The following is an 11,969-nucleotide window of genomic DNA, read 5'->3' on the forward strand; positions in this document are numbered from 1 at the left end:
ACCGCCTGCATAATCCGGATCGCCGCATGACCGATAGCTTCGTCACCCAGTGCCCGCATTGCCAAACCAGTTTCCGTGTCAGCCATGCTCAATTGAGCGTGGCCCGCGGGGTGGTTCGCTGTGGCGCCTGCCTGCAAGTGTTCAACGCGGCCAAACAGCTGCTGGAACAACACGCCGGCAAGGACGCGGTGACGCCGGTTGCGCCGTCGATTGTCGAGCAGCCGCCGATGGCCGAGGCCGCGCCCGTTATCGAGCCGCCGCCCATCGTCGAGCCGCCAGCGCCGCGCGCCATCAGCCAGAAGCAGTGGAGCGCATCCGAGCTGGATCTCGACAGCCTCGATCTGGACGAAGAACTCGCCCGCCTCGAACAGCGGGAAATCCAGCCGACCACTGAGTTCGGTCGCTCGCGCGAAGATTCCCTGAGCGCACGCCGCGACGCCCCTGAACCGGATGAAGCGCTGTGGCGCGACAGCCTGTTCAGCGAACGCGCCGATCAGCACAGTGCCGAACCCGAAGACGACGAGCCGGAAACCGTCGACATCGAGCCGGTGAAAGCTGCGCGTACCGAACCTTCGCTGTCGCTGGAACCGGTGGATCTGGATGACGAACCGGCCATCCCGCAACTGCGCCTGCACGACCCGATCGATCCGAATGCCCGCCGTGAACGCTTCTCGGCCAGCGACGACAAGGATGACGACGAAGACGATTTGCCTTTGATCGAGCCGCTGCGCAAAAAACGCGACCGCGCCGAGCCGGGCGTGCGCGCTGAAGTGTTGCAGGACCTGACCGACGACCCGCTGCAACTCGACTGGCAAAAGCGCCGCTCGCCCTGGGGCCGACGGTTGTTGTGGTTACTGCTGGTGCTGATCGCAGCAGGCGGACTGGCCGGCCAATACATTGCCTATCACTTCGATGAACTGGCGCGACAAGACCAATACCGCCCATGGTTCCAGCAGATCTGCCCGCAGATTGGTTGCACCGTGCCGTCCAAGGTCGACATCGCCCGGATCAAGAGCAGCAACCTGGTGGTGCGCAGCCACCCGGAATTCAGCGGTGCGCTGGTGGTCGACGCGATCATCTATAACCGCGCGACGTTCTCTCAGCCGTTTCCGCTGCTGGAACTGCGTTTTGCCGATCTCAACGGCCACCTGATTGCCAGTCGTCGCTTCAAACCCGGCGAATACCTCAGCGGCGATCTTGAGGGTCTGGCGGAAATGCCCCCGCAAACACCGATCCATATCGCGCTGGATATTCTCGATCCAGGCCCGAAAGCGGTGAATTACAGCCTGAGTTTCCACTCGCCCGAGTGAGTCGCTTCACCGTTTCTGTATTGACGGCGGTTTTCTGACTTGGCAGCGCGCAACCAAACCGCTGGCAATAACAGAATAACTGTTCAGATTTTGTTCAATTCAGCCTTTATCCAGTCATCGAGAGCGGGTATCATGCCAACCCTTTTTCGAACTCTCATGATCCGGCCCCACTTCAGGGAAGTCCTATGTCGGCGGTACGCATCGGCCCATACACATTGCAGAACGGCTTGATTCTCGCCCCGATGGCGGGGGTCACCGATCAGCCCTTTCGTCAGTTGTGCAAGCGTCTGGGCGCAGGGCTTGTTGTCTCGGAAATGGTCACCAGCGACATGAGCCTGTGGAACACCCGCAAGTCGCGCATGCGCATGATCCACGAAGGCGATCCCGAGCCGCGCTCGGTACAGATTGCCGGTGGTGATGCGCAAATGCTGGCGAACGCGGCCCGGGCCAACGTCGAACTGGGCGCACAGATTATTGATATCAACATGGGTTGCCCGGCAAAGAAGGTCTGCAACAAGGCCGCCGGCTCCGCGTTGTTGAAGGACGAAGCACTGGTGACCGAGATCCTGCACGCCGTCGTGGCGGCGGTTGATGTGCCGGTCACCCTGAAGATCCGCACGGGCTGGGATCGCGACAACAAGAACGGCCTGACCGTGGCGAAGATCGCCGAGCAGGCCGGGATCACCGCGCTGGCAGTGCATGGCCGCACTCGCGCCGATCTGTACAAAGGGGAAGCGGAGTACGACACGATTGCCGCGATCAAGCAGGCGGTGTCGATTCCGGTGTTTGCCAACGGCGATATCGATTCGCCGGAAAAGGCCCGTTACGTGCTCGACGCGACCGGTGCCGATGGCCTGTTGGTAGGCCGCGCCGCCCAAGGGCGGCCATGGATTTTTCGCGAGATCGATCATTTCCTGCGTACCGGCGAGAAGTTGCCGGCGCCGGAGCTGACCGAAGTGGAACACATTCTGCTAGAGCATCTGGCTGCACTTCACGCTTTCTATGGGGACGTGATGGGCGTGCGCATTGCGCGCAAGCATGTGGGCTGGTATCTCGCAACCTTGCCGGGCGCCAGGGAGTTTCGCGCCCACTTCAATCGTTTGGATGGTACGGAAACACAATGCGCCAACGTTCGGGAGTTTTTCGCCGAGCGTTACAAGAGCCTGACAGGGGACGAAGAAGGGGTGGCCGCATGACGATGATGACCGAGACTTTAGTGAGTGGAACAGCACCCGTGAGCGACAACGTGAATTTGAAACAGCACCTCAATACCCCGAGCGAAGAAGGCCAGACCCTTCGCGGGAGTGTCGAGAAGGCGCTGCACAATTATTTCGCCCACCTTGAGGGCGCGTCCGTCACGGATGTGTACAACCTGGTGCTCTCCGAAGTCGAGGCTCCCCTGCTCGAAAGCGTGATGAACTACGTCAAGGGCAACCAGACCAAGGCCAGTGAGCTGCTGGGACTTAACCGCGGCACGCTGCGCAAGAAACTCAAGCAGTACGATCTGCTGTAAGCATTCAATCAAACCAGAAAGGCGCCCGCGTAAAAAACGGTCGCCTTTTTTGCTGACTTCCTTTGCTTTTGATGGAAATTGAGATGACCGACCAGACTACCCGCCTGCCGATCCGCCGCGCCTTGATCAGCGTTTCCGACAAGACCGGGATCCTCGAATTCGCCAAGGAGCTTGAAGCCCTGGGCGTCGAGATCCTCTCCACCGGCGGAACGTTCAAGCTGCTGCGCGACAACGGTGTTGCCGCAGTGGAAGTCGCGGATTACACCGGTTTCGCCGAGATGATGGACGGTCGGGTGAAAACCCTGCACCCGAAAATCCACGGCGGCATCCTCGGTCGTCGCGGTATCGACGACGCCATCATGAGCGAGCACGGCATCAAGCCGATCGATCTGGTTGCGGTCAACCTCTACCCGTTCGAAGCCACCATCAACAAGCCAGGCTGCGACCTGCCGACCGCCATCGAAAACATCGACATCGGCGGCCCGACCATGGTCCGTTCGGCAGCGAAAAACCATAAAGACGTAGCGATCGTGGTGAATGCCAGCGATTACGCCAGCGTGCTCGAAGGCCTCAAGGCCGGTGGCCTGACTTACGCTCAGCGCTTCGACCTGATGCTCAAGGCGTTCGAACACACCGCAGCCTACGACGGCATGATCGCCAACTACATGGGCACTGTTAACCAGGCCGCTGAAACCCTCAGCACTGAAGGCCGCAGCGAATTCCCGCGCACTTTCAACAGCCAGTTCATCAAGGCCCAGGAAATGCGCTACGGCGAGAACCCGCACCAGAGCGCGGCGTTCTACGTGGAAGCCAAACCTGCCGAAGTCGGCATCGCCACCGCGACCCAACTGCAAGGCAAAGAACTGTCGTACAACAACGTAGCCGACACCGACGCTGCGCTGGAATGCGTGAAGAGCTTCGTCAAGCCTGCCTGCGTGATCGTCAAGCACGCCAACCCATGCGGCGTGGCGGTCAGCCCGGACGCCGAAGGCGGCATCCGTCAGGCCTACGAACTGGCTTACGCCACCGACACCGAATCGGCATTCGGCGGCATCATCGCCTTCAACCGTGAACTGGATGCCGAGACCGCCAAGGCGATCGTCGAGCGCCAGTTCGTCGAAGTGATCATCGCCCCAAGCGTCAGCGCAGAAGCCCGCGCCATTGTTGCAGCCAAAGCCAACGTGCGCCTGCTGGCCTGCGGCGAGTGGTCGGCTGATCGCGCCGCTGCCTGGGATTACAAGCGCGTCAACGGCGGCCTGCTGGTGCAGAGCCGCGACATCGGCATGATCAGCGCCGATGACCTGAAAGTGGTGACCAAGCGCGCGCCGACCGAACAGGAAATCCACGACCTGATCTTCGCCTGGAAAGTTGCCAAGTACGTTAAGTCCAACGCCATCGTCTACGCCAAGAACCGTCAGACCATCGGTGTCGGCGCGGGCCAGATGAGCCGCGTAAACTCGGCGCGTATCGCTGCGATCAAGGCAGAGCACGCCGGTCTGCAAGTGGCCGGTTCGGTGATGGCCTCGGACGCGTTCTTCCCGTTCCGCGACGGTCTGGACAACGCGGCCAAGGTTGGGATCACTGCAGTGATCCAGCCAGGTGGTTCGATGCGTGATGCTGAAGTGATTGCGGCTGCCGACGAAGCCGGTATCGCGATGGTATTCACCGGCATGCGCCACTTCCGTCACTGATTATTGCTTGATCGTACCCACGCTCTGCGTGGGCACGCAGCCCGGGACGCTCCGCGTCCCTCGGACGCAGAGCGTCCGTAGAGGCATTCCCACGCAGAGCGTGGGAACGATCAGCCCCCACAGAATTAGCGTCATCCGAGGTTTTTGAAATGAATGTTTTGATCATTGGCAGCGGTGGCCGTGAACACGCCCTGGCCTGGAAAGTGGCTCAGGATCCGCGCGTGCAAAAGGTTTTCGTTGCACCGGGCAACGCTGGCACCGCCATTGAAGCCAAGTGCGAGAACGTCGCCATCGACGTGCTGGCCCTTGAGCAACTGGCCGACTTCGCCGAGAAAAACGTTGCCCTGACCATCGTCGGCCCGGAAGTTCCGCTGGTGGCTGGCGTCGTCGATCTGTTCCGCTCCCGTGGTCTGGACTGCTTCGGTCCGACTGCCGGTGCCGCACAGCTGGAAGGCTCGAAAGCCTTTACCAAGGATTTCCTCGCACGCCACAAGATCCCGACTGCCGACTACCAGAACTTCACCGAGATCGAGCCGGCCCTGGCTTATCTGCGTGAAAAAGGCGCGCCGATCGTGATCAAGGCCGACGGCCTGGCCGCTGGCAAAGGCGTGATCGTCGCCATGACCCTGGCCGAAGCCGAAGACGCCGTGCGCGACATGCTCGCCGGCAATGCCTTCGGTGACGCCGGGTCGCGCGTGGTGATCGAAGAGTTCCTCGACGGTGAAGAAGCCTCGTTCATCGTCATGGTCGACGGCAAAAACGTGCTGCCAATGGCCACCAGCCAGGACCACAAACGCGTTGGCGACGGCGACAGCGGCCCGAACACCGGCGGCATGGGTGCCTACTCCCCTGCCCCGGTGGTGACCGCCGACGTGCACCAGCGCGTAATGGACCTGGTGATCTGGCCGACCGTGCGCGGCATGGCCGAAGAAGGCAACGTCTACACCGGTTTCCTTTATGCCGGTCTGATGATCGACAAGGCCGGTAACCCGAAGGTGATCGAGTTCAACTGCCGCTTCGGCGATCCGGAAACCCAACCGGTGATGCTGCGTCTGCAGTCGAGCCTGGTGCTGTTGGTTGAAGCGGCGCTGGCGCAAGCGCTGGACAAGGTCGAAGCACAGTGGGATCCACGTCCGAGCGTCGGCATCGTGCTGGCCGCCGGCGGCTACCCGGGCGACTACGCCAAAGGCGCTGCGATCAACGGTCTGGACGCCGCCGCCAGCCTGGAAGGCAAAGTCTTCCACGCCGGTACCGCACTGAAGGATGGTCAGGTCGTGACTGCCGGTGGTCGCGTACTCTGCGCCACTGCGATGGGCGCAAGCGTTGGCGAAGCCCAGCAGCAAGCGTACAAGCTGGCCAAGGCCATCGACTGGGAAGGTTGCTTCTACCGCAACGACATTGGCTACCGCGCCATCGCCCGTGAGCGTGGCGAAACCCAGGAATAAGTTGTCGTTCAAGCCCGGCGGGGGATGCCGTTCCTTGCCGGGCTGTTCCACCGTCGCGCATCGTTATATTCTGGCATCAACCTACGAAGGGATTTCGCCGTGCGCTGGCTCAGGATTGCCATAAGCTTCACCGTCACGTTGCTGACCTTGCTCTGCATGCTCCCGGCCCAGGCCGCGCAAGGCAGTGGCTGGTCGGTATTGCTTGATGATCAGGGCAATCTGCAACTGAGCGACATCCGCTCCGCTCGCTACACCAATCAATTCAGCCCCATCGACCTTGATCGCCTGACCGCGGCCGAGCCCGATGGTGCTTTGTGGCTGCGCTTCAGACTGGCGCCGGGCAAGCACGAGCAAGTGCTGCGCATCTTCGCCCCCGACCTGTCACAGCTCAGCCTTTACGTGCTCGACGGCGACAAGCTGATCGAGCAGCGCAACACCGGTACCGACCAGCCGCAGGCCGAGCGACCGTTGCCGAGCAGTGATTTCATGCTGCCGCTGCCGCAGAGCGACAAGCCCCTCGACGTTTACCTGCGGATGGTTTCCGACCATCAGTTGCGCCCGCATGTCACCCTGCAATCGGCGCTGATGAGTGCGGCCAACCATAACCAGACGTTGATCTTCGGCCTGTTGTTCGGCTGCCTCGGCATGCTGCTGCTGCACAACCTTGTGCGTTACGCCTATTCCCGCTCGCGTAGCAGTCTGTGGCTGGCCATTTGCGAAGGCCTGTTGGGCCTCAGTCTGTTGCTGCTGCTCAACCTGGCCGGCCCATGGCTACCGAACTGGCATGCGATCCAGACGCCGGGCGCTTATCTGGCGCTGCTGCTCACCGCCCCGGCCGGGCTGATGTTTGCCTTGCGCTTCTTCGCTCCGCTCGGCCCGCACCCGCTGAACAAACTGCTGCTGGGCGACATTCTGTTCATTGTGACGTGCAGCCTGTTGCTGTTGTTCGTCAACACCTTGCCGCTGAACATCATCACCTACGCCCTGGTGGCGCTGGCCGGCCTGAGCATGCTGTTTGTCGCGTTCTATCACTGGCAGAAGGGCTACCGCCCGGCGCGGCTGTTCGTTGCGGCGATGGTGGTGTTCAACATCGGCACACTGATCATTCTTCCGGCCTTGTTGGGGCTGACGCTGGTTGCGCCACAAGGCCTGATCATGACGCTGATGGTGTTCATCTGTATCAGCGGCCTGTTGATGAGCATCGCCTTGGGCGAGCGTCAACGCAGCATCACCGAAAGCCGTTTCAGCATCAGTCGCGATCTGGCCGCGAGCAATGCCGAGATCAACGCCAAGGCCGAATTCCTCGCCAAGATCAGCCACGAAATCCGTACACCGATGAACGGTGTGCTGGGCATGACCGAACTGCTGCTCGGCACGCCGTTGTCGGTCAAACAACGCGACTACGTGCAAACCATCCATAGCGCCGGCAACGAACTGTTGACGCTGATCAACGAGATCCTCGACATCTCCAAGCTCGAATCCGGGCAGATCGAACTGGACGACGTGCAATTCGACCTCAATGCCCTGATCGACGACTGCCTGAGCATCTACCGGGCCAAGGCCGAACAGCAGAACGTCGAGCTGATCAGCTTCATCCAGCCGCAAGTGCCACGGGTGATCAGCGGCGATCCGACGCGCCTGCGCCAGACGTTGCTGAGCCTGTTGGAAAACGCCCTGAAGAAAACCGACGAAGGCGAGGTGCTGATCGTCGTCGCCCTCGACGAGCGCAGCAGCAAACCGCGTCTGCGTATCGCCGTGCAGGACAGCGGTCTGCCGATGGAGCAGGAAGAACGTGATGCCTTGATGCACGCGGAACTGCACAGCAAGCATTTCCTTTCGGCCAATCGCCTGGGTGGCAATCTCGGCCTGGTCATCGCCCGGCAACTGATTCGTCTGATGCACGGCGAGTTCGGCATCAAGAGCGGCGCCAATCAGGGCAGCACGTTGTGGCTGACCTTGCCGCTGGACCCGGATCGCCTCGAACACCCGACGTCCGACCTCGACAGCCCACTGCAAGGCGCACGGGTGCTGGTGGTCGACGACAATGACACCTGCCGCAAAGTGCTGGTCCAGCAGTGCAGCGCCTGGGGTTTGAACGTCAGCGCGGTGCCGTCGGGCAAGGAAGCACTGGCCCTGCTGCGCACCAAGGCGCACCTGCGCGATTACTTCGACGTAGTCCTGCTCGATCAGAACATGCCCGGCATGACCGGCATGCAACTGGCGGCCAAGATCAAGGAAGACCCGAGCCTCAATCACGACATTTTGCTGATCATGCTCACTGGCATCAGCAACGCGCCGAGCAAGATCATCGCGCGCAATTCGGGGATCAAACGCATTCTGGCCAAACCGGTGGCCGGTTACACCCTGAAAACCACCCTGGCGGACGAGCTCAACCAGCGCAACAAGGGTCAAGTGGTGTTCCAGCCGCAAGTCGTGCCCTCCGCCGCGACCGTCAAAGTGCCGAGCGACTTCCGCATCCTTGTCGCCGAAGACAATACGATTTCGACCAAAGTGATTCGCGGCATGCTCGGCAAACTCAACCTGCAACCGGACACCGCCAGCAACGGCGAAGAAGCCCTGCAAGCGATGAAAGCGCAGCGTTACGACCTGGTGTTGATGGACTGCGAAATGCCGATCCTCGATGGCTTCTCTGCAACCCAGCAACTGCGGGCGTGGGAAGTCAGCAACCAGCGGATTCGCACGCCGATCGTGGCGTTGACCGCACACATTCTGGCCGAACACAAAGAGCGCGCGCGTCAGGCCGGCATGGATGGGCACATGTCCAAGCCCGTCGAACTCTCGCAGTTGCGCGAGTTGATCGAGCACTGGGTGGCCCAGCGTGATCAGCAGAACCGAACGGCGTCGACCTTCTAAAGGGGCTGCGCCGCACCCTGCTCAGATGTCAAGGTTCTCCAGGTATTTCAAGGACTGCGATACCACGGACTGCTTCACCTTTTCTCGAAAACCCGCGTAATGCAGCGTGTTGAATGTGAGCGATGTCATCTGTTCGATGCTTTCATGCGCCAGGGATTCATCTTTGCAAAACAGGAACCGGGCGGCATCTCGCTGGATTTCGAAACTGCGATGATAAATACCCATATCGACCTTGTGCGCCCCGTTCATCACACAAGGGATCAACTGAAACAAGCCGACTTTGGCGCTGAGGCTGGTGGACTCGAACAATTCGAGCGCCAACAGATTGCGCTCCAGCTCCGCCAGGGCACGGCTCAGCGGGGTGGAAAATTGCTCGCCGAGATTGGCCGCAATACGCTTGATGGCTTCCTTGCTCATCGACTCCGCCTGCGGGGGCGAAAAGGTTTGGGGTTTGGGCACATCCCAGCCAAGAAACTTCAATTGATTACAGTAGTACTCGAACCAATCGCCCGATAATCCGTCGGCCAGCGCCAAGCGCGTCGCTCGTTGCGCAAACGCCGTACTCATGTAGACGTCTTCGCGATGCGATGCGGGCAGGCCGCCGGCGAACGTCACGATGCTGCCACCCACCACTGCCGCCGGTGGTGCGAATAAATCCGTCATGCCCCAGTCCCCCGTGGTGGTTCAACCGCAAGCGGTGGGTCATCCTGCGCCAGCAACGCAACGTTAGCGGCAATTCTGTCCTTCACTTTCCCGGACACGGTTTCGCGCGCAAGGTCATAAAGGAGCTCTGACAGGTTGGCTTGTGCATAACGCAGCGTCAGCAAACCGTGGCCATTCTCAGCCTGGTGCAGGAACGTCAATGGATTGGGGCTCAGGTCTTGTTCGGTTTCAAAGCTGAGATACACACTGCTGAACGACGCCGGCGTTGCGGCCACCATCACCAGCAGATGCCGTGTGTTCACCGCTGCTGCCTCCGCTGACATTGGCGCCGTCGTTGGTCTGTGCATATGCGTGCGCAGCAAGTTAATGGCGGGATGAACAGGCGAAATGCCCGCCAATCGAGAGAGTGTCTGCGCAGTCAGTTGCCCTTGCTCAACGCCCATTCTGGACATCACTGCAACGAGCGACTGAAGCATCGAACTGTCGCTACCGGGACTAAGGTATTGATCCTCCCGCGCCTTTATATAGCGCAACCAGAAATCATCCAGCACGTGCGCATAAACGTCATACCAATTGATTTGCGGATCTTTTGCTGCTTGCTTATTGGCCACCAACTGCGCAAGCAATACTGAATTTACTACATCATCATAAGCGGCGAGATCTTCTGACTCAGGCACCAGAACAATCGCCGCCCCGACAATTAAAACGGAATAATCACGTTCCATTACATGCATTCTCCATTAAACAGGGCAGTCGATAGACGACCGCCCCTTTTGAATACTTGGATTAAATGTCGTAGTCGAGCTTCTTGGTCAGATGATTAATCAGTTTCTGCGCAATAACATCACGAGCGGCGGCCGCAAGCATGTCATTCTTTTCGAAAGTCGCTTCACCCCGGTAGAGTTTTACGTTGCGGATATCGACATCCACAAACATCACTTTAGTCGAAGTATTTTTACGCTGAAAACGGACTGCACCGATGGCAAAAACTGTCACGCCGTTGACTTCGGTACATGCACCCGCCGTTACCCCACAGACACCATGTTGCAGCAGGTTACGCTCATAAAGTGTCAGCGCCGTATCGCGTTTCTGCAGGGCCGCAATTGCATCGCCAGCCACTTTCAGCATCAGCGCAGTTGCCGGACCCGGCACGGCCACGCCGGCAATCACCGAGCCGAGAATTTCCAATACCAGCTTATCCATGCGAACACTGGTGCCCGAGACATGCATATCACTGAAATACTTGCTGGTCGGTGCCCAACCGGCATTGGTCATGACCTCACGAAACAGCGTGTACCACTCCACACCCTGACTATCGAGTGGATACTGCTTGTTCGCCACAAGTGTGGCATAGAGATAAGCATTCTGTGCATCAGAGCGATTGACACCGGACAGATTACCGCTGAAGGAAATAAGACCTTCACCGACAATCGAGCCCTTTGCCGGGGCTTCAATTTCATCACCCGGCATGGCAAAAGCACGAGACTTGATAACCAGCGGCTCACCCAGATCATATTCTTCAAGGCTTTTAACACAGGCAGCGACGTAGCGACTGCTGACAACTTGATCATTCATATAAAGTTCCTTATTTAGATTAAAAGCAAGTTCCTCATGAACTCGCCAAACAAACAATACCTAAACACTTAAACAGCGACAAACCCAAACTTGTAACAGCATATCCGAGACCAATAAAACAATAGTTAAAACCCATAAAAACAAAACACAAACAAATAACCCGGCAACTTAATAATCTTTCCAACATCGATACCCACAGACAATAGAGCAACTGATAGACTCAGCCCCACCTACTCCGGATGCGAGCCGAAACCATGCTCCATGTGTTGTTCAGCGTTTACCTGAAGATGCTGGTGCTTTACAGCCCGTTCTTCGTGCTGTCCTGTTTTATCAGCCTTACCCGCGGCTACTCGCGCAAGGAGCAACGGCGCCTGGCCTGGAAAGTGGCGTTGGCGACACTGGTCTCCAGCGTGTTGCTGTATCTGTTCGGGCGGGTGATTTTCGATGTGTTCGGCATCACCGTGGACGCGTTTCGCATCGGCGCCGGCAGTGTGCTGTTCATTTCGGCGCTGGGCATGGCACAAGGCAAACCGGCGGTGCAGGCGGACAACGTGCAGCAAGACGTGACCATCGTGCCGCTGACGATTCCTTTGACCGTCGGCCCCGGCACCATCGGTGCGTTACTGGTGATGGGCGTCAGCCAGCCGCACTGGGACGACAAACTGACGGCAATCATGAGTATCGCGCTGGCCAGCTTCACTGTCGGCGTGGTGCTGTACCTGTCGAATCGCATCGAGCGGATTCTCGGCGATCAGGGTTTGCAGATTGTCAGTCGGCTGATGGGGTTGTTTGTCTGCGCGTTGGCAGCGCAGATCATCTTCACCGGCATAAAGGGGTATCTGGTGCCCTGAGCGGGCCAGACAACCCGCACGGCGTGGCATTCCAGACGTGAGCCGTC

General features: G+C 59.3%; 10 protein-coding genes. 7 read left to right on the plus strand and 3 right to left on the minus strand.

The features are described 5' to 3' along the window. Window positions 1-26: 26 nt before the first annotated feature. The 6 genes from WA225_RS02460 to WA225_RS02485 all read left to right on the plus strand — a co-directional run bounded on the left by WA225_RS02460 (window position 27) and on the right by WA225_RS02485 (window position 8,833). Window positions 27-1,310 (plus strand): DUF3426 domain-containing protein, encoded by a 1,284-nt coding sequence (locus WA225_RS02460; protein ID WP_422606733.1) that lies wholly within the window; start codon window positions 27-29, stop codon window positions 1,308-1,310. Between the two features lie 185 nt (window positions 1,311-1,495). Continuing rightward, window positions 1,496-2,506: a tRNA dihydrouridine synthase DusB gene (dusB, locus tag WA225_RS02465; RefSeq protein WP_422606734.1), complete on the plus strand. Its 1,011-nt coding sequence runs from the start codon at window positions 1,496-1,498 to the stop codon at window positions 2,504-2,506. Then, window positions 2,503-2,823 carry a DNA-binding transcriptional regulator Fis gene (gene fis, locus WA225_RS02470; RefSeq protein ID WP_003221275.1) on the plus strand — a complete coding sequence of 107 codons (321 nt, stop codon included), beginning with the start codon at window positions 2,503-2,505 and terminating at the stop codon, window positions 2,821-2,823. Before dusB ends, fis begins: the two co-directional genes overlap by 4 nt. An 83-nt stretch (window positions 2,824-2,906) precedes the next feature. Further along, on the plus strand, window positions 2,907-4,514 hold the full coding sequence (purH, locus tag WA225_RS02475; protein WP_095047355.1) for a bifunctional phosphoribosylaminoimidazolecarboxamide formyltransferase/IMP cyclohydrolase: 1,608 nt from the start codon (window positions 2,907-2,909) through the stop codon (window positions 4,512-4,514). Between the two features lie 149 nt (window positions 4,515-4,663). Next, a complete protein-coding gene (purD, locus tag WA225_RS02480) occupies window positions 4,664-5,959 on the plus strand; it encodes a phosphoribosylamine--glycine ligase (protein WP_422606735.1) in 1,296 nt (431 codons plus the stop codon). Window positions 5,960-6,058: 99 nt separating this feature from the next. Then, window positions 6,059-8,833, plus strand: coding sequence for a response regulator (locus WA225_RS02485; RefSeq protein ID WP_422606736.1), 2,775 nt, complete (start codon window positions 6,059-6,061; stop codon window positions 8,831-8,833). Between the two features lie 21 nt (window positions 8,834-8,854). Here WA225_RS02485 and WA225_RS02490 read toward each other — a convergent pair whose 3' ends face one another. From WA225_RS02490 to WA225_RS02500, 3 genes are all read right to left on the minus strand, one after another. After that, window positions 8,855-9,496, minus strand: coding sequence for a hypothetical protein (locus WA225_RS02490; protein WP_422606737.1), 642 nt, complete (start codon window positions 9,494-9,496; stop codon window positions 8,855-8,857). Next, entirely contained in the window at window positions 9,493-10,221 is a 729-nt protein-coding gene (locus WA225_RS02495) for a hypothetical protein (RefSeq protein ID WP_422606738.1), read from the minus strand. Before WA225_RS02495 ends, WA225_RS02490 begins: the two co-directional genes overlap by 4 nt. Window positions 10,222-10,282: 61 nt before the next feature. Next, the gene (locus WA225_RS02500) at window positions 10,283-11,071 is read right to left on the minus strand and encodes a hypothetical protein (RefSeq protein WP_422606739.1); all 789 of its coding nucleotides are present in this window, start codon (window positions 11,069-11,071) and stop codon (window positions 10,283-10,285) included. 254 nt (window positions 11,072-11,325) lie between these two features. Between WA225_RS02500 and WA225_RS02505 the strand changes: the two genes are divergently transcribed. Beyond that, complete coding sequence (locus WA225_RS02505; RefSeq protein WP_064117315.1) at window positions 11,326-11,922, plus strand: MarC family protein; 597 nt, start codon at window positions 11,326-11,328, stop codon at window positions 11,920-11,922. Window positions 11,923-11,969 lie beyond the last annotated feature (47 nt).

It is taken from the genome of Pseudomonas sp. (assembly GCF_049300855.1).
Classification (GTDB): domain Bacteria; phylum Pseudomonadota; class Gammaproteobacteria; order Pseudomonadales; family Pseudomonadaceae; genus Aquipseudomonas.